The sequence below is a fragment of the Aeromonas sobria genome (assembly GCF_000820145.1).
In the GTDB taxonomy this organism is placed as follows: Bacteria; Pseudomonadota; Gammaproteobacteria; order Enterobacterales; family Aeromonadaceae; genus Aeromonas; species Aeromonas sobria.
The window spans coordinates 237,932-255,573 of the sequence record NZ_CDBW01000006.1 but is presented as its reverse complement, the minus strand read 5'-3'; the positions used below and the strand labels follow the sequence as shown (position 1 = coordinate 255,573).

16 protein-coding genes are annotated in these 17,642 nt (G+C 59.5%); 2 read left to right on the top strand and 14 right to left on the bottom strand.

The annotated features are described in order from the left end of the window. Positions 1-79 precede the first annotated feature (79 nt). From uvrC to BN1135_RS03615, 7 genes are all read right to left on the bottom strand, one after another. Positions 80-1,933, bottom strand: a complete 1,854-nt coding sequence (gene uvrC / locus BN1135_RS03645; RefSeq protein ID WP_042018934.1) for an excinuclease ABC subunit UvrC — start codon at positions 1,931-1,933, stop codon at positions 80-82. Positions 1,934-2,058: 125 nt separating this feature from the next. Continuing rightward, the gene (gene uvrY, locus BN1135_RS03640) at positions 2,059-2,703 is read right to left on the bottom strand and encodes a UvrY/SirA/GacA family response regulator transcription factor (RefSeq protein ID WP_042018933.1); all 645 of its coding nucleotides are present in this window, start codon (positions 2,701-2,703) and stop codon (positions 2,059-2,061) included. Positions 2,704-2,916: 213 nt separating this feature from the next. After that, positions 2,917-3,666: a 3-deoxy-manno-octulosonate cytidylyltransferase gene (gene kdsB, locus BN1135_RS03635; protein WP_042018931.1), complete on the bottom strand. Its 750-nt coding sequence runs from the start codon at positions 3,664-3,666 to the stop codon at positions 2,917-2,919. Then, positions 3,663-3,851, bottom strand: a complete 189-nt coding sequence (locus BN1135_RS03630) for a Trm112 family protein (protein ID WP_042018929.1) — start codon at positions 3,849-3,851, stop codon at positions 3,663-3,665. The genes kdsB and BN1135_RS03630 overlap by 4 nt, the downstream gene beginning before the upstream one ends. Before the next feature lie 72 nt (positions 3,852-3,923). Further along, positions 3,924-4,919: a tetraacyldisaccharide 4'-kinase gene (gene lpxK / locus BN1135_RS03625; protein ID WP_042018927.1), complete on the bottom strand. Its 996-nt coding sequence runs from the start codon at positions 4,917-4,919 to the stop codon at positions 3,924-3,926. Then, a complete protein-coding gene (gene msbA / locus BN1135_RS03620; protein ID WP_042018926.1) occupies positions 4,919-6,688 on the bottom strand; it encodes a lipid A ABC transporter ATP-binding protein/permease MsbA in 1,770 nt (589 codons plus the stop codon). The genes lpxK and msbA overlap by 1 nt, the downstream gene beginning before the upstream one ends. Before the next feature lie 104 nt (positions 6,689-6,792). Beyond that, positions 6,793-8,994, bottom strand: coding sequence for a DNA internalization-related competence protein ComEC/Rec2 (locus BN1135_RS03615; protein WP_042018925.1), 2,202 nt, complete (start codon positions 8,992-8,994; stop codon positions 6,793-6,795). Between the two features lie 27 nt (positions 8,995-9,021). Between BN1135_RS03615 and BN1135_RS03610 the strand changes: the two genes are divergently transcribed. Next, the gene (locus tag BN1135_RS03610) at positions 9,022-9,540 is read left to right on the top strand and encodes a DUF2062 domain-containing protein (RefSeq protein WP_042018924.1); all 519 of its coding nucleotides are present in this window, start codon (positions 9,022-9,024) and stop codon (positions 9,538-9,540) included. After that, entirely contained in the window at positions 9,534-10,037 is a 504-nt protein-coding gene (locus BN1135_RS03605) for a DUF2062 domain-containing protein (RefSeq protein WP_042018923.1), read from the top strand. The genes BN1135_RS03610 and BN1135_RS03605 overlap by 7 nt, the downstream gene beginning before the upstream one ends. Before the next feature lie 126 nt (positions 10,038-10,163). Here BN1135_RS03605 and BN1135_RS03600 read toward each other — a convergent pair whose 3' ends face one another. The 7 genes from BN1135_RS03600 to glpD form a co-directional block, all read right to left on the bottom strand. Beyond that, positions 10,164-11,354, bottom strand: coding sequence for an amino acid aminotransferase (locus tag BN1135_RS03600; protein ID WP_042018922.1), 1,191 nt, complete (start codon positions 11,352-11,354; stop codon positions 10,164-10,166). A 150-nt stretch (positions 11,355-11,504) separates the two neighbouring features. Beyond that, positions 11,505-12,446 carry a hypothetical protein gene (locus BN1135_RS03595; protein ID WP_042018921.1) on the bottom strand — a complete coding sequence of 314 codons (942 nt, stop codon included), beginning with the start codon at positions 12,444-12,446 and terminating at the stop codon, positions 11,505-11,507. A 172-nt stretch (positions 12,447-12,618) separates the two neighbouring features. Then, positions 12,619-13,491 carry an HTH-type transcriptional regulator HdfR gene (hdfR, locus tag BN1135_RS03590; protein ID WP_042018920.1) on the bottom strand — a complete coding sequence of 291 codons (873 nt, stop codon included), beginning with the start codon at positions 13,489-13,491 and terminating at the stop codon, positions 12,619-12,621. Continuing rightward, entirely contained in the window at positions 13,491-13,874 is a 384-nt protein-coding gene (locus BN1135_RS03585; RefSeq protein ID WP_042018919.1) for a MaoP family protein, read from the bottom strand. The genes hdfR and BN1135_RS03585 overlap by 1 nt, the downstream gene beginning before the upstream one ends. A 297-nt stretch (positions 13,875-14,171) precedes the next feature. Further along, positions 14,172-14,654 (bottom strand): serine protease inhibitor ecotin, encoded by a 483-nt coding sequence (gene eco, locus BN1135_RS03580; RefSeq protein WP_042018918.1) that lies wholly within the window; start codon positions 14,652-14,654, stop codon positions 14,172-14,174. A 217-nt stretch (positions 14,655-14,871) separates the two neighbouring features. Beyond that, positions 14,872-15,960 carry a glycerophosphodiester phosphodiesterase gene (gene glpQ / locus BN1135_RS03575; RefSeq protein ID WP_042018917.1) on the bottom strand — a complete coding sequence of 363 codons (1,089 nt, stop codon included), beginning with the start codon at positions 15,958-15,960 and terminating at the stop codon, positions 14,872-14,874. 106 nt (positions 15,961-16,066) lie between these two features. Further along, a complete protein-coding gene (gene glpD, locus BN1135_RS03570; protein ID WP_042018916.1) occupies positions 16,067-17,554 on the bottom strand; it encodes a glycerol-3-phosphate dehydrogenase in 1,488 nt (495 codons plus the stop codon). Between the last annotated feature and the right edge of the window lie 88 nt (positions 17,555-17,642).

Genomic DNA, 17,642 nt, shown 5'->3' with positions numbered 1-17,642 from the left:
ACGGCCCCCCCGCGTCACGGCTCTTGTGCATCAAGGAGTTAGCGATCTCCTCTGGCGCCAACGAGGGGCCAACAGAGGGTCAGGCACTGTGCAAGCCATCGTGGATGGTCTGAGCCAGCTCCTGACTGATACCGGGCACCTTGGCCAACTCGTCCACGCTCGCCTTTTTCACCTCCTGCAGGCCGCCAAGGTATTTGAGCAGCGCCTGACGCCGCTTCGGGCCTACCCCGGGGATATCCTCCAGACTGCTGCTGGTGCGGGCCTTGGCACGCCGCGCCCGGTGACCGGTAATGGCAAAACGGTGGGATTCATCGCGAATATGCTGAATAAGGTGCAAAGCGGGCATATCTGCCGGCAAGTGCAGCTCTTCGTGGCTCTCCCCCATGATCAGCGTCTCCAGTCCCGCCTTGCGGGTCACCCCCTTGGCGATCCCTACCAACAGCGGGTATTTGCCACCCAGGAATTCCAGCTGGCGCGCCAGGATCTCTTCGGCGCGGCGCAATTGGCCAAGGCCGCCATCGATAAACAGCACGTCCGGCACCTTATCCGGCTCCTGCAGCTTGCCAAAACGGCGCTCCAGCACCTGCTCCATGGCCGCGTAGTCATCGCCACCGGTGATGCCGTCGATATTGAAACGACGATACTCGGAGCTGAGCGGCCCCTCGCGGTTGAACACCACGCAAGAGGCCACCGTGCGCTCCCCCATGGTGTGGGAGATATCGAAACACTCCATGCGGGCGATGGGACGCTCCAGCTCCAACAGCTCCTCCAGCTGGTCGTAGCGGGCGATGAGGGTGCTCTTGTGGGCCAGACGGGAGCGCAGCGCGGTCTCGGCGTTGATGGAGGCGAGCTTGATAAAACGAGCCCGCTCAGCGCGGGTGCGGCTGACCACCCGCACCTTGTAGCCAGCGGTCTGGCTCAGGGTCTCGGCGATGACGCTCTCATCCTCGAGGGCTACATCGAGCAGCACTTCACTGGGGATCTGCCGACCCCCCTGCCCCGACAAATAGAACTGCAGCAAGAAGGATTGCACCACCTCGTCCTGCGGAGTATCGGCCGGCACTTTCGGGAAGTAGCTGCGCGAACCGAGCACCTTGCCCTGCCGGATAAACAGTACGTGGATGCAGGCGGCCCCTTGCTCGAAGGCGACACCCACCACATCCAGCTCGTCCAGCACGTTGCCGCTCACCGACTGCTGCTCGGTGACGCGGCGTAGCGCCTGGATCTGATCCCGATAGCGGGCCGCCTCTTCAAAGCGCAGATCGCCGCTGGCGGACTCCATCTTGCCCACCAACTCGCCAATCACCTGCTGGTTCTTGCCCGCCAGAAACAGCTTGGCCAACTCCACCTGCTGGGCATATTCAGCTTCACTCACCAGCCCTGCCACGCAGGGGCCGGCGCAGCGCTTGAGCTGATAGAGCAGGCAGGGACGGCTGCGGTTGGCGTAGACCGCATCCTCGCACTGGCGCACCGGAAAGATCTTCTGCATCAGGTGCAGGCTCTCGCGCACCGCGCCGCCGGAAGGATACGGGCCGAAATACTCCCCCTTCACCTTGCGGGCCCCACGATGGACGCCGATGCGCGGATGCAGATGCGCGGTGATGATGATCCAGGGGTAGGATTTATCATCCCGCAGCAGCACGTTGTAGCGGGGCTGGTACTGCTTGATCAGGTTGTGCTCGAGGATCAGCGCCTCGGTCTCGGTATGGGTGACGGTGACCTGGATATCGGCGATCTGGCGCACCAGGGTACGGGTCTTGATGCTGTCGACGTTGGTACGAAAGTAGGAGGCAAGCCGCTTTTTCAGATCCTTGGCCTTGCCCACATAGATAACGGTGCCACCGCTGTCATACATGCGGTAGACGCCACTCTGATGGGTCACGGCGCTCAGAAACGCTTTGCTGTCGAAGAGGGGATCGGGAGAGAGGGTCATCAGCTACTCGGCTCACACAAAGGCAAAAAGACGGGCAGAGCATACTGCCCCTGCAGCCTGAAAAGCAAAGGGGCAGAAAAGCAAAAAGGCGGCACCCGCCGCCTTTGAGACCTCACTCCACCCGGTTAGAGGGTGTCGGCATCCAGCATGCCATAGCGAATGGCCAGATGAGTCAGCTCCACGTCACCGCTGATGTCCAGCTTGCTGAACAGGCGATAGCGGTAGCTGTTGACCGTCTTCGGGCTCAGGTTGAGCTGCTCGGAGATATCGGTCACCTTCTGTCCCTTGGTGATCATCATCATGATCTGCAGCTCGCGCTCGGAGAGGGACTTGAAGGGATTCTCATCCGCCGAGGCAAACTGGCTCAGGGCCATCTGCTGGGCGATCTCCGGGGAGATGTAACGCTGACCGGAGTGCACCAGCCGGATCGCCTGGATCATCTCGTCAGGAGCCGCGCCCTTGGTCAGGTAACCCGCAGCACCCGCCTGCATCACCTTGGTAGGGAACGGATTTTCGCAGTGAATGGTCAGCACAATGATGCGTACATCGGGGCGGATCCGCAGAATTTTGCGGGTCGCCTCCAGACCACCAATGCCCGGCATGTTCATGTCCATCAGGATCACATCCGGATGGTGTTGGCGACAAAATGCAACGGCGGTTTCCCCGCTCTGTGCCTCGCCCACCACCTTGATCCCGCGCACGTCTTCAAGAATGCGTCTTATCCCTGTACGCACCAGCTCATGATCATCGACCAGGAATACATTTATCACCCAAACACCCCGTTTTTATCTCGTTTTTGCCGCCCGGTTAGGGTTAACAGGGCGTCTTGCATCATAACCAAACTCGTCGCATTGGCAAACCATGTCCGCCAAAAGTTTGAGAAAACCCGTTATTGATGTTTAAAATCAAATAATTATATAAATATTAAAAACAAAAAACGGTGTCTGGCGACACCGTTGTTCCTTATCTGCACGTCGTTGCCATCACTTGGCCAACAATGCGCGTACCTTCTCCAGATCGGCCTGGGTATCTACCCCGACCGGCGGGGCTTCAAGGGCCTGGGCGACGTGGATCTTCTCGCCATACCAGAGCACCCGCAGCTGCTCCAGCGCCTCGACCTGCTCCAACACACTCGGTGTCCAGTCCACATAACGCTGGATGAATCCGGCGCGATAGGCGTAGATGCCGATGTGGCGCTGATAGTGGCCGCCAATCTGCTCGTGACTCTTGGCAAATCGGTCCCGATCCCAGGGAATGCTGGCGCGGCTGAAATAGAGGGCGTAGCCATCCTTGTCAGTCACTACCTTGACCGCATTGGGATTGAACGCCTCTTCGGCATCCTTGATCGGCACAGACAAGGTGGCCATCGGCGCCGTGGCAGCAGCCAGATTGTCGGCCACCTGACGAATGATGGCGGGCGGAATAAGCGGTTCATCCCCCTGCACGTTGACGATGATGGTATCGGCAGCAAAGCCGTAGTGACGGCATACTTCGGCCAGACGCTCGGTGCCGGACTGGTGATCCGGTGAGGTCATGCACACCTCGACACCGGTCGCCGCCAACGCCTGCGCGACCCGCTGATCATCGGTGGCGACAATCACCCGGTCGGCACCAGATTGCAGCGCTTTTTCAACTACATGCTGCACCATAGGCTTGCCATGGATATCCGCCAGCGGCTTGCCCGGCAAACGGGTTGACGCATAGCGGGCTGGAATGACGACCACGAAACTCATGATGGCAGCTCATCGCTATTGAGCAGGCGGGCGCGGTTTTCCAACAGCACCGGGATCCCCTCTTCCAGCGGATAGGCCAGCTTGTCGAAGCGGCAAACCAGCTCATGAACGGCTTTGTTGTAGTGCAACTTACCCTTGCAGACCGGGCAGGCGATGATGTCGAGCAACTTGATATCTAATGCCAAAACGATACTCCTTCAACGATGTCGAGCCAGCCACACAACCCGGCCAGCTATGATGTCGAGCAATCCGATATGTTATATCCCGGCACCCGCATTGGGTGCTTTCACCAATTTCAATTTCTGCAACAGGGTATCGAGCAGGGGGGCCGGCAATTGGGCGCTGACCGGCAGATACCACCAGTTATCGAGGGCAAACGAGCGACATTTGACCGCATCCTTTTCGGTCATCAGCAGCGGCTTGGCGGCAAAGCGACCCACCAGCTCGGTGCGATCGAAGGGGTGGTGATCCCCATAAGCGACCTGCTGATCCAGTGCGTAGCCCAATCCCTCCAGCGTGGCAAAGAAACGGGGGGGATGACCAATACCTGCCAGTGCATCGACCGTGCCTGACAGTGGCACCGCCAGCGGTGCATCGTCGCGCACCCGGCGCGGAGCATCGGCCACCAGTTGCATGGGGTACTCACCCTTGCCCGGCTCGCCACCGTTGCAGATGATGGCGTCAACCCGCTTTAAACGGGTGACCGGCTCACGCAGTGGCCCCATCGGCAGCAGGCAGGCATTGCCAAAGCGCCGGGCGCCATCCACCACCACCAGCTCGATGTCCCGGGCCAGCGCATAGTGCTGCAGGCCGTCGTCGGTGATGATGATATCCACCTCACCACTCTGCTCCAGCAGCCGTACCGCATCGGCCCGTTTCGGTGCGACCACCACCGGGCAACCGCAACGTCGGGCGATCAACACGGGCTCATCTCCCGCCTGCGCCGTGGTGCTGGTCTCATCCAGCCGATAAGGGTAATGGGGCGCCTTGCCACCATAACCCCGACTCACCACCCCGGGACGAAAACCGCGTACTTGCAGTTGCTCCACCAGCCAGACCACTACCGGGGTCTTGCCGTTGCCACCCACCGAAATATTGCCCACCACTATCACCGGCAAGGAGGAACGATACCCCTTGCGCCAGCCGTGGCGATAGGCGTAGCGGCGGGTGCCGCTGATGATGGCGAACAGCAGGGCAAAGGGGACCAGCAACCAGCGCCAGCCACTTTTGCCGTACCAGAGCTGTTGCAGCATTAGGCCTTGGTTCCCAGTGAAGCGCTCCCAAACTGGATGGCCCGCAGCTGGGCATAGGTGCCCTGCATGGCCATCAAGGTTTCATGGTTGCCGCGCTCAACAATATGACCCTCGTCGATCACCAGGATCTCGTCCGCCTTCTCGATGGTAGAGAGACGGTGGGCGATCATCAGCGAGGTGCGCGCCTTGCACAGCTCGTCGATGGCAGCCTGAATGTGGCGCTCTGACTCGGTATCGAGGGCAGAGGTCGCCTCATCAAGCAGCAGCACAGGTGCATCGCGCAGCAGGGCGCGGGCGATGGCGATACGCTGGCGCTGGCCACCAGACAGCGATGCCCCGTTCTCGCCCACCACGGTGTCGTAACCTTCCGGCATCTTGCGGACAAACTCATCGGCATGTGCAATGCGGGCAGCCTGCTGGATCTCGTCCAGGCTGTAGCGCTCTTCGGCGGCATAGGCAATGTTATTGGCCACCGAGTCGTTGAACAGGTGCACATGCTGGGAGACCAGCGCGTACTGCTTGCGCAGCTCGCTCAACTTGTATTCGCGGATGTTGATGCCATCGAGCAAGATCTCGCCCTGCTCGATATCGTAGAAACGGGTCAACAGGCTGGCGATGGTGCTCTTGCCGGAGCCGGAGCGGCCCACCAGCGCCACCGATTTACCCGCCTCGACCTTGAAGCTGACATTGTGCAGCGCCGGTGTCTCTTTGGTCGGGTAGCTAAAGGTGACGTTGCGAAACTCGATTTCGCCACGGGCGCGCGCCAGAGTACGGGTCCCTGAATCTTCTTCCGGAGTGGAATCGAGCAGGCCGAACAGGCTCTGACAGGCGGTGATACCGCGCTGGAACTGGTTATTGACGTCAGTCAGACTTTTCAGCGGCTTGAGCAGCATCATCATGGAGGTGACCATGACGGTAAAGGTACCGGCGGTCAGGGTCGCCTTGACGCTGTCGATGGTCGCCACATAGAGGAATGTCGCCAGCGCGACCGAGGCCACCATCTGGACGATAGGACTGCCGATAGCATCGGCCGCGACCATCTTCATGGTCTGCTGACGCATCCGGTTGCTGACCGTGAAGAAGCGCTTGTCTTCCACCTGCTGGCCACCAAACATCAGCACCTCTTTATGACCTTTCAGCATCTGCTCGGTGGAGGTAGTGATGTCTCCCACCGCTTGCTGAATATGGCGGCTGATCTGGCGAAAGCGTCGGCTGATCAGGCCAATCAGGATCCCCACCACAGGGCCCACCACCAGGAAGATCACGGACAACTGCCAAGAGTGCCAGAACATCAGCCCCAGCAGACCCACCACTGTGGCACCCTCTCGCACCAGCGACACCAGAGTTGAGCTGGCAGCAGAGGATACCTGGCCCGCGTCATAGGTCACTTTGGAGAGCAAGTTGCCGGTATTCTGGCGGTCAAAGAAGCTCATGGGCATCGCCATCAGGTGGCTAAAAACCTGCTGCTGCAGCCGCATCACCACATGGTTGCCGACCCAGGCCATGCAATAGTTGGAGAGGAAAGCGGCACAACCGCGCAGGGCCACAATGCCGAGAACGAAGAAAGGCATCCATTTCAAGACGCTGCTGTCATTGCCATTGAGGCCCTGATCGATCAACGGTTTGATGGAGTAGACGAAGGTGGTATCCACGGCGGCGTAGCCCAGCATCCCGATGATGCCACCAACCAGGCCCAGCTTGCGGTCCCGGACATAGCCGAGCAGGCGTTTGAATACTGGCCAGCTCTCTTGTGAGGTTTCTTGTTGCATGAATAGCCGTTAGTAATGGAAATGACGCGCCATTCTAGCCAAAGCTTGGGTTTCCACCAAGTGCCGCCTTGGATATGACCGCCATCCACACCGAAAGTGACTATTTATTGGTCAAACCACCGCTTCGGTCGCCACCAGTCGCCACTGCGCCGATACCAGGGGCCACCATCACGCTCGGCCGTGACACGCAAGCCTTCGGCTATTGGTTCAACCAATATCGCCCCCTGCTGACCGGTGATCCACTGGCGAGCATCCTGATAACGAGCCACCACCTCAGGACGGGGAAAGTTCCACTGGTTCCTGAAACCGGCGCTATGGATAACATCCTGCGCCCCCACCGCCGCCACAAACGGTGGGGTGGAAGAGCTGCGGCTGCCATGATGGGGGCTCACCAGCAAGGTGCTGGCCAAACCCTCCCCCTCCAGCGCCACCAGTCGCTGCTCGGCCTGCCGTTCGATATCGGCGCTCAGCAATATGCTGCGCTCGCCATCGCTGATCCGTACCACGCAGCCATCGTTGTTACGCCCACCGCCGGGGTGTTCGGGCCAGAGCACCGCAAACGCGAGCCCCTGCCAGTGCCACTGCTGACCCCGCTGGCAGAGGGTGGTTCCCTCGCTGAAGGGATAAGATGAGGTCTCATGGCGCACCGGCATGGCGCTGAGCAGCCGCCTGCGATTACCGGCATGATCCCGATCTTTGTGGCTGATGATGAGACGATCGATCACTCTGATGCCCAGACGGCTCAACTGGGGCAAGATCACCGCATCCGCCATGTTGTAGCCCCCGGGATAGCGATCACCGGTGTCATAGAGGATGGCGCGATCGCCCTTGCTGATCAGCACCGCCAGCCCCTGCCCTACATCCAGCACCCGCAGTTGCCAGCGGGTCGGTGCAGGCCAGCACGCCAACACCAGCGCAAGGGCGCCCGGCAACCACAGCCAGCGTGCGGGGCGCCACTGCCAACCGAACCAGAGCAGCAACAGCAGGGCACAGAGCGGCAGCCACCAGCCGGGCAGTGGCCACCACAGTTGCAACTGCCCGGCCAGCCAGCTCAAGGTGGCCAGCACCCACCCCAGCCCCAGATCCGCCAACCAGAACAGGCCATAAGCAAGTGAGGTCGAGAGCGGTGCCAGCAGCACCCCAATCAACGCCAGCGGTATGATGGCAATACAAAAGAGCGGCACCGCCAGCAGGTTGATCACCATGGCCAACGGCGCTATCCCCTCAAATAGCGCCAACTGCAGTGGCAACAGGCCGAGCAGCAACCAGAGCTGGATCTGCCACAGCCCGGGCTTGTGGTGGAAATATCCCACCAGCAGCAAAATAGCCACCGCCAGAAACGAGAGCCAGAACCCGGCCGAATAGAGGGCGAAGGGATCCCAGAGGGTCAGCACCACAAAGGCCCACAACCAGATGCGATAGGTAGGCCACTCCCGCCGGCTCCAGCGCAGCACACTCCACACCAGCACCATGATCAAGGCCCGCTCAGTGGCCACCGCAAATCCTGCCAGTGCGCTATAGACGGCGGCAAACAGCAGAGACGTGACAATGGCGCCACGCAGGCCAAACAAGCGCCCCAGCCACCACCCGAGCACCGCCACCATCGCAATGTGTTGCCCTGAAATAGCGATGATATGAGTCAGACCGCTGCCACGAAACAGCTCCCACTGGGCATCCGTGATACCACTCTGTTCGCCAAAGGTGAGGGCCGCCAGCAAGGGCGCATGGTTAAGCGAGCGCCAACTCTCGGTCGCCGATCCCAACCAGCGTTCACGCCAGCCCGCGGCCACTGGCTCAATGGCGATCATCCGGCGCAGATTGCCGGTCGCTGTGATCCCCTTGCCCAGCAGCAGACGCCGCCCATCCAGCCCCGCCTCGTTGGCAAGACCGTGGGCCGGTTTCAGCGAGGTGACCAGGGTGATCCGGCTGCCCACTGTCATGGCTGGCAGTGCCTGATAAGCATTGACCCGGATCAGGGGCTCAGGTGTCAGCGGTTGTTCGTCGAGGGTGCTCACCTGCAGCAGCAGCCGGACAAATTTATCCCCCTCGGGCTCTGCACTTTGCAGCTGCGCGGTTATGATGTGGCTTGTTTGCTCTCCAAGCTGGTTCAACCACGTCAGCCGATAGGCAAGGTTGGCTTGCATCCAGAGGATACCAAGCAGGAGAAACAGCAGCCGCCAGGCGCGGTAATATGCAAGGGGAACCAGCAGGGACAGCAACAGGCCCCCCCATGCGAGTGAAGGTAACCATGGCCAGAGCAGTGAGGAGCTTGCCCCCAGGGCAAACGACAATAGACGCAGATCCATGGGATAAGTATTTAGCAAGGTTTCAATATGCCCAAACGACTCATAAAACGCTGGATGCCCGATCAACAAACCCTGAAAGAACACAAGCACTTGCGACTGTTCGGTAAACTGCTGCTCGACGCCAATCTCTGGCATCTCAATCGACGCTCTGCCGCAGGGGCATTTGCCGTGGGCCTTTTCATGGCCTGGGTGCCACTGCCCTGCCAGATGTTGCTGGCCGCCGGGGGTGCCATCCTGTTTCGGGTCAACTTACCACTGTCAGTGGCGCTGGTCTGGCTCTCCAACCCCTTCACCATGCCGCCCCTGCTCTACGGCGCCTATCTGGTCGGTTGCCAGCTGCTGGGACATTCAGCGCAGCAGATCGAGATTGAGTTCACCTGGGATTGGCTGGTCTCGGTGCTGGGGACGATAGCACCGCCGCTGTTGATGGGATCGCTGATCCTGGCCCTGCTGAGTTCCCTCATCGGCTACACCCTGATCCGCACCTTCTGGCGGATCAGCACGGTGCGCCAGTGGCAAAAGCGCAAGATGGCCCGCGCATGCTGAGTCGTTGGTTTGCCCGCTTCAAAATAGACCCCGACACCCTGCGCCAGCAAAAATGGTTTGCGTTGTTTGGTGAGCGGTTGCTGGCACCCGCGCTGTGGCAAGGGGGCTCCCGAGCGCTCAGTGGCGCGGTAGCGGCCGGGATTTTCGCCTGCTGGATCCCCATCCCGATGCATTCGCTCATCGCCGTCGGACTGGCGCTGGCATTCAGCCTCAACCTGCCGCTGGCCCTGCTGGCGGTCTGGTTCAACAATCCGCTGACTTTGCCGTTTATGTATCTCTATGCCTATCGCACCGGTTGTCTGGTGCTGCACCAGACGCCGGAGCCTTTCCACCTTAGCTGGACCCTCCACTGGCTGGAGCAGGAGGCGGTGACCCTGGTGCCTCCATTCCTGCTCGGCAGCCTGCTGCTGGCGGTGTTGACCGCCCTGAGCGGCGGCGCCCTGACCGCTCTGCTACTGCAGTTGCGCAAACTGTGGCAAGGCGCCCGCCACCACTGAGTCATCCTTCCCATTGTTTGGCGATCAGCTCTTGGCGATCAAAAAAGCCCGTCACCAAGGTGACGGGCTTGTTCATGGCATAGTGCCGCAAAGAGCCGCATAGTGCCAAAGCACAAGGCAATGCGGTTACAGCACCTTGGCGATCGCCTCGCACAGGGGATCGATATTGGCGCGAGTAATACCGGCCACGCTGATCCGGCCGGAACCGACGATGTAGATGGCAAACTCGCTGTTGAGGCGCGCAACCTGATCCTTGGAGAGACCAGAGAAGGAGAACATACCGTTCTGCTCGCGGATAAAGCTGAAATCCTGGCTCACACCGAGGGCTGCCAGCTTCTCTACCAGTAGCTCACGCATCTCGCGAATACGCACCCGCATCGCGGCCACCTCTTCTACCCATTCGGCATAGAGAGCCGGATCGCTCACCACGGCGGTGACCACAGCGGCACCGTGTGACGGCGGGTTGGAGTAGTTGGCACGGATAACGGTCTTGACCTGAGTGAAGGCCACGTCGGCGATCTCTTTGGTCGCGCTCACCAGAGTGAAGGCACCGACCCGTTCGTTGTAGAGGCCGAAGTTCTTGGAGAAAGAGCTCGCCACCAGCAGCTCGTCATGGCACTCGGCGAAGATCCGCAGACCTTCGGCATCCTCTTCGATACCACGGGCAAAACCCTGATAGGCAAAGTCAAACAGCGGCAGCCAGCCAGCGGCAGCACTCTGCTTGGCCAGTGCGCGCCACTGATCGCTGGTGGGGTCAATACCGGTCGGGTTGTGGCAGCAGCCGTGCAGCAGCACCAGCTCACCCGGCTGCACTTCAGCCAGCGAGGCCTGCATGGCGGCGAAGTCGAGCGCCTTGGTGGCCGCATCGTAGTACTTGTACCACTTGACGGTCAGACCTGCGGCCTGGAATACGCTGACGTGGTTGGCCCAAGTGGGATCGGAGATCCAGATGGTCTTGGCCAGACCATTGCGTACCACGAATTCGGCGGCGATACGCAGGGCGCCGGTGCCGCCCGGCGCTTGAGCTGTTTTGGCACGACCGCTGGCAACCAGTGCCGCGTCACGGCCGAACAGCAGTTGCTGCACGATGCGGCCATATTCGATATTGCCTTCAATACCGAGGTAATTCTTGGTCTTCTCGTCAGTCAGCAGCTTCTGCTCGGCTTTCTTGACACAGTGAAGGATTGGGGTGGCACCGGTCTCATCCTTGTAGATCCCGACCCCCAGATTGATCTTGTGGCTGCGAGAGTCAGCGCGGAAGGCTTCGGTCAGGCCCAGGATCGGATCCGCTGGGGCGGCAACAACCTTTTCAAACATGGTATTCCCTGTATTCCGTTGAGTGCGTTGGATGACTGAACATGTTGGCAAGCGAAGCACGATTCGGCCAATGGCAAGCGCTTCGTCAACTCTTTATATCATCGCGTTCAATGGGGGAAAACCGCTTTTTGGCTCGCTTACAGGCCAATTTCAACCAACTGCATGCCAGGCTGGCGCCAATGCGCACACCTCGGCCGACAAGCCACCATTGGACTCAACCAAACCGCTACAAACTGCTAACAATGACTTGGGGATCCGGCTCGGTTCCCAAGGCCGAGGATCCGTCAAGGGTTGGGCATACGCGCTGAGGATAGGTGCCAGATCACGGGGCAACCACCAGCTGGCCGGGCGGCCGAGCCGCTGGGCCAGCGCCTGCAGTCGATCCACCCCGGCAGGGTCGAGGGCGGTGAGATGACTCCACAGCACATTGGGCGGCAAAGCCGCCACCACCTGTTGCAGGGCAAGGGGGGCCGATGGCGGGGCCCACACCAGCAAGGTGCCGGCATCAACGGGCAGCTCGGCAAAGGCGCCGACGCTGTCGGTGGTGATCACCCGCTCGATATTCCCCTCCCCCCACAGGATCTTGCCAAGGCCCGCCAGAGTGCGTTCCGGCAGGGCCACCTCCCCAAGCGCCTGCAGCCAGGGGGCAGCATCGATCAGGGTGCCGCCGCTGAAAAAGAGGCTGAACGGCTGGGCGGCGCGCAAGCGCAACAGCTGATCGGCACAGAGCCGAATACCTTTATCCTCAAAGTCGATCTGCTCATTGGGGGAGAAGTTCACCTCTGACTTGCGATAGAGCGCAGCCAGCACCCGCTCGTTAACCTGCTCCCCTAGCTGCCAGCCCTGAGCATGCAGCCACTCCTCGGGCTCAGGGGGGGCGATGGCTATCTCGGCCAGCATCAGCTCGCGGGTGAGATAGCGCCGACCGGCCGGGGTCAGCTCATAGCGATGCTGGCCCACCGCCAGCAGCAGCTGGTTGTCCCTGAGCAAGCCCACCAGCGGCTGCCACTGACGGCCGCGGATCACTGCTGGCGCGTGTTCCAGCAACTGCTGCGCCAACGCCCGCCATTCGGGGTGACTAAAGTCGATCAATTGCAATCCATCCCTGTAAACAGCCAATCGGATAAACAGCCTGAAAAGGTACCGTTACCCGCTGATGACGCCAAGCCTTCCGCGCCAATTACGTGACCTTGCTCCCTGCAATTGTTTCCTAACAGAAGAGCCCACCATGGTGGTGGGCTCTTGTTTGATAACGGTGCGACGCTTACTCGATATTGAGCCGCAGCTCGGCATCGTGCCAACCCAGTGGCAGAGTCAGCAACTGATCAATCAGCTCCCGCCGATCGGATTTTTCCAGATAGGCGAGATAGAGCGGACGACTCAAGGCGTGGCCACCCTCAACCAGATGAAGCGCCCCCTGTTCGAGGAAGGGACTGACCATCCGCCGGGGCAGATAGGCGGCGCCACCGTTGGCCAGCACGAACTGCAATGCCATGCTGGCGGAGCTGGAGTGCAGCACTGGGGTCTTTTGCAGACTCTGCAGGCGACTCGGCTGTGGCTCGAAGCTGGTGCCCCAATCGAGGTGGATATGAGGCATCTGCATCAGGTTATCGGCAGTGGCGGCCGGATCACGGCTCACCAGCTCGAACACCAGCTCACCAATAGGATGCAGGGCAATCTCGTCAATTTTGGTGGGCTCGGAGAGCAGGGCCAGATCGAGGGAGCGCTCCAGCAACTGGCGGCAGAGGTGTTCGCGAGAGGCTGTCTCTAGCCGCACCGCCAACCCGGGCGCCAGCGCATAGATGTGATTGAGCCAGTCGTTGAAATCGAGCTCCCAGAACACCGCGGGAGCACCGATGGCCAACTGCTGGCTGAACCCTGGCGAGAGCGCCACATCCTGCTTGGCACGGCCAAGGGTGTGCAAGATGGCATCCGCATAAGGCAACAAACGCTCGCCGGAAGCGGTCAGGCGAATGTTGTTGCGATGACGGGCAAACAGACTGACACCCAATTGCTGCTCGAGCTGGCGGATCCTGAAACTGACCGCCGACTGGGTCAGGTAGAGATTTTCTGCCGCCCTGCCAAAGTGCCGGGTCTTGCTGACCTCGATAAAAGTCCGAAGCAGCTCGGTATCCATTAATCCATGGACTCGTCACTGCTGCGGCCACTGCCACTGCCACTGCCGCCACCGACATCAAAACTGGCGCCGCCACTGCTCTCTTCGTTGGCACCGCCGACCACGGTACAGAGGCGATGCACCCGCTTGGGACCGATCACCTTGAGGTATTTGAACCATACCTTGGCGTGGGGATTAGTGCCTGCTGCGCCGGATTTGACCTGCTCGACGAAAGCCGTCTCGACATCGTCACGGGCGATCTGCGTGCCCTGATAGAGTGCCAGCATGGCTGAACCATATTTTTCCAGACTGTCCGCTTCGGCCACAGTGAATTCACCACTGCGACGCAGGCCACGGGGAAAATGTTTGAAGTCATTGAAACGCTTGTCTGATTCGAAGCTCATAGTGCTCTTTTTCTGGTTAGTTTGACCTTTGCGGGCAAGTATCATCAGGCCATCGCCGAGTGCAAAATCAATTTTCTCACTATATTAATAAATATCTTTTATCGAAGTCCATTTGCCCCATAGCTTGCGCCGATTTTGTGGCAGAACACACAAAAATCGTTGATAAATAACAGGCTTATGTAAGTTCATCGCCATCCGACACGGCCACTTTCTGGATTTTCAGGTATAAATAAAGCGCCATACGGCGCTTTATTTATCACATCAACGATGCCAATGTCATTTCAGGTTCACCTGCACTTATTCAATCATGGCCGGTTGTGCCAGGTTGTCGGCACGCCACAAACGGTAACGCACGTCATACTCCTGCGGCACATAGATCACGAACGGCAGTTTGGAGTTGTAGTTCACAAAGAAACCCTGACCATAAATCTGGACGAAGGTCTCTTTCTGCTGATTTTCCGGGCACATCATCAGGGTGCTGATGGGATCAGAGATCTTACCCAGTTTCAGGTAGTTGTAGCCCCAGCCTTTCACGCTGTGCTGTTCAAGGTTGCCCGCAAAACGGGGGACGTTGCAATCAACCATCATCTTTTTGCCAACCTGCAGCTCGACCATCATGTCGGCTTCTTTCTCGACTTCAGGCAGGCGGATCACCACACGTTCCTGATTCACGTCAGCGGCTGGGAACATGCTGATATCAAATTTTTTCGGCTCGGCGGCGAAGGCATGGCCACCCAACAACAAGGCGCCCAGCAGGCTAAAACGCAATACGGTTTTCATCTGTACCTCTTGGGGTTGCTTCAACGCCGCTAGACTAACCGCTCTGCCGATTTCATGCCAGCGGTCTGCTACGTAAAAAGTGCGTAAAATGATGCAGATCCGGCACACCATGACGTGATCTGGCTATTTTCTGACAAGGCGCACACTTCAATAACCGGTATGAAAGACAAAAGCGAGACCCATGGGCCTCGCTTTGCATTCAAATGGCGCCTGGCGGTTATTTAGCCGCCCCTTCATGGGCCTTGATGACGGCCACCGCCTTGTCGGGGAAGTCACTGAACACCCCGTCCACATCGGCCTGATAAAGGAAAATATTGAGCAGGTCGGTGAAGTCCCTGGCATAGGCCGGGATCTGCCCCTCATCCTGACGGAAGGTATAGGGGTGAACTTTCAGACCCGCCGCGTGGGCCTCTTTTACCATGCCGGTGAAGACCGGTTTGCCCAAAGTGCCCGGTTCGGTAACGATCATTGGCTTCCAGGGGCCTATCCCTTCGGCATAGCTGGCGATGGTTTTCATGGCACCCGGCTTGAACATCCAGTCGTAGTTGTAGGGGGTCGCCTTGCCCTTGGCGTCATAGACCATAGTCTCGTTCCAGTCGGTCTCGGCCATTAGCTGCACCAGTTTCAGATCCATGCCCATGGCAGGCATCAGCTCACTGTTGATGCGCTTGAGTTCATCGGCATCGAAGCACTGCAGATAGACCTTGTCATCCTTCCCTGTGTAGCCGTACTCCTTGAGCACCTTCAGCACCGCCTTGGAAATATCCTTGCCCTCGTGACGGAACAACCAGGGGGCCTTGATTTCGGGATAGATGCCGATGTTCTTGCCGGTGCTTTTGTTGAGCCCCTGGATCATCTCGATCTCCTGCTGGAAGGTGTGGATCTTGAAGTCCGACTTCCAGAGCGGGAAGCGGGCCGGATAGACCGGCACCTGCTTGCCATCCACCAGTTGGAACGGCTCGGTCATACGCAGGGAGCGCACCTCGGCCAGGGTGAAATCCACCACATAGTAACGGCCGTCCGGACGGGCACGACCGGGGAAACGTTCGGCCACATCGGTGATGCCATCGAGGAAGTGATCGTGCATTACCACCAACTGGTCATCCTTGGTCATCACCAGATCCTGCTCCAGATAGTCGGCCCCCATGCCATAGGCCAGCGCCTTGGACTCCAGGGTATGCTCGGGCAGGTAGCCGGAAGCACCACGGTGGGCGATCACCACCTTGCCTTCATCGGCAGCAAATACGGGTAATGAGAGGGATGCCCCAAGGCTCAAGGCGATGAGGGAAACGGCGAGTTTTTTCATAGGTGATGCTCGTTATTATTGTGTGTAGGGAATTGTTCTATCAGAGGTTTATTGCATATTTTCGGTGGATAGCGGTGGGCAGCAGCGCGCTGCCCACCGTCACTCATCAGCTCGCCTTGCGCAGGGCGTGATGATATTGGTCAAGCCAGATGTTCAGCATCTGCTGCTCTGACTCGTTCAGGCGCAGCCCCAGCTTGCTGCGGCGCCACAGGATATCGTCCAGTGAACAGGCCCACTCCCGCTCGATGAGATAACGCACTTCCGACTCGTAGAGACCGCCACCAAAGTGAATACCGCGATCTTCTTTCAGCCAGAGACGGGCATGGGCGCCATAGGCTTCGGCAATGCGCAGGGCGCTGCGATCGTCGAGCCAGTCAAACTCCAGCGCGAAGGCGCGGGCCAGCTCGCGCACCGAGCAGTCAAACTCGCCGCCGGGCAGACGGCTGGCAGCGGTCCAGTCATCCCCCATCTGGCTAAACCAGGGTTTGAGCTTGTTGCAGGCGGCCTGAGCCAGCTTGCGATAGGTGGTGAGCTTGCCGCCAAACACCGAGAGCAGCGGTGCGCCGTCCGATTCACCCGACAGTTCAAGGGTGTAGTCGCGAGTCACCGCCTGCGGTGAATCTGACTCGTCATCGCACAGTGGACGCACCCCGGCATAGGTCCAGATCACATCTTTCGGGGCGATCTGGCGAGTGAAGTGGGCGTTGACCACCTTGCACAGGTAGGTGATCTCGGCCTCGCTGATCTTCGCTTCCCGTGGGCTGCCGTGATGCTCCACATCGGTGGTGCCGATGAGGGAATAGTCCTGCTGATAGGGGATGACGAAGACGATGCGGTTGTCCTCGTTTTGCAGGATATAGGCCTCTTCGCGCTCATGGATGCGCGGCACTATGATGTGGCTGCCCTTGATCAGGCGAATGCCACGGGGGGATTTCTCTTGCAGACTCTCGTCGTAGAAGGTCTTGACCCAGGGGCCGGCCGCATTGACCAGACCACGGCAGGTGACGGTGAACTGCTCGCCCCCTTCCCGCTCCAGAGTCAGGGTCCAGTGTTTGGAACCGCGCACCGCCTTGATACAGCGGGTGCGGGTCTGCACATCGGCACCCTTGTCACGGGCCATCATGGCATTGAGCACCACCAGCCGGGCGTCGTCGACCCAGGCGTCGGAGTATTCAAACCCCTTGTTGATCCCCGCAATCAAGCCATCTTGCGGCAGCAAGCGCACACCACAGCTCCCCTTGAGCTTGTCGCGCTTGGCCAGATTGTCATACAGGAACAGGCCGGCGCGGATCATCCAGGCTGGACGCAGATGCGGGCGGTGCGGCAGCCGAAAACGCATGGGGCGGGCAATATGGGGGGCCATGCCGAGCAGCACCTCACGCTCCGCCAGCGCCTCTTTCACCAGCCGGAATTCGTAATGTTCGAGATAGCGCAAACCACCGTGGATCAGCTTGCTGGAGTTGGACGAGGTGGCAGAGGCGAGATCTTGCGCCTCAAACAGGGCAACCTTCAGGCCCCGTCCTGCCGCATCGGCTGCGATGCCGACCCCATTGATGCCGCCACCGACGACAACCAGATCATAATGTTCGCTCATGTTCACCTACTTTCATTTTTATGATTGCTATAACAGCAATGTTTGATTTCGCTCATTTTAGAACATGAAAATACAACAAACGAACATT

What these genes read in the sequence shown, in the direction of transcription:
- glpD (WP_042018916.1), bottom strand. Translation starts at nt 17,554, where the DNA reads ATGAGCGAACATTATGATCTGGTTGTCGTCGGTGGCGGCATCAATGGG.
- uvrC (WP_042018934.1), bottom strand. Translation starts at nt 1,933, where the DNA reads ATGACCCTCTCTCCCGATCCCCTCTTCGACAGCAAAGCGTTTCTGAGC.
- msbA (WP_042018926.1), bottom strand. Translation starts at nt 6,688, where the DNA reads ATGCAACAAGAAACCTCACAAGAGAGCTGGCCAGTATTCAAACGCCTG.
- lpxK (WP_042018927.1), bottom strand. Translation starts at nt 4,919, where the DNA reads ATGCTGCAACAGCTCTGGTACGGCAAAAGTGGCTGGCGCTGGTTGCTG.
- BN1135_RS03585 (WP_042018919.1), bottom strand. Translation starts at nt 13,874, where the DNA reads ATGAGCTTCGAATCAGACAAGCGTTTCAATGACTTCAAACATTTTCCC.
- BN1135_RS03615 (WP_042018925.1), bottom strand. Translation starts at nt 8,994, where the DNA reads ATGGATCTGCGTCTATTGTCGTTTGCCCTGGGGGCAAGCTCCTCACTG.
- hdfR (WP_042018920.1), bottom strand. Translation starts at nt 13,491, where the DNA reads ATGGATACCGAGCTGCTTCGGACTTTTATCGAGGTCAGCAAGACCCGG.
- glpQ (WP_042018917.1), bottom strand. Translation starts at nt 15,960, where the DNA reads ATGAAAAAACTCGCCGTTTCCCTCATCGCCTTGAGCCTTGGGGCATCC.
- BN1135_RS03605 (WP_042018923.1), top strand. Translation starts at nt 9,534, where the DNA reads ATGCTGAGTCGTTGGTTTGCCCGCTTCAAAATAGACCCCGACACCCTG.
- kdsB (WP_042018931.1), bottom strand. Translation starts at nt 3,666, where the DNA reads ATGAGTTTCGTGGTCGTCATTCCAGCCCGCTATGCGTCAACCCGTTTG.
- BN1135_RS03610 (WP_042018924.1), top strand. Translation starts at nt 9,022, where the DNA reads ATGCCCAAACGACTCATAAAACGCTGGATGCCCGATCAACAAACCCTG.
- BN1135_RS03600 (WP_042018922.1), bottom strand. Translation starts at nt 11,354, where the DNA reads ATGTTTGAAAAGGTTGTTGCCGCCCCAGCGGATCCGATCCTGGGCCTG.
- eco (WP_042018918.1), bottom strand. Translation starts at nt 14,654, where the DNA reads ATGAAAACCGTATTGCGTTTTAGCCTGCTGGGCGCCTTGTTGTTGGGT.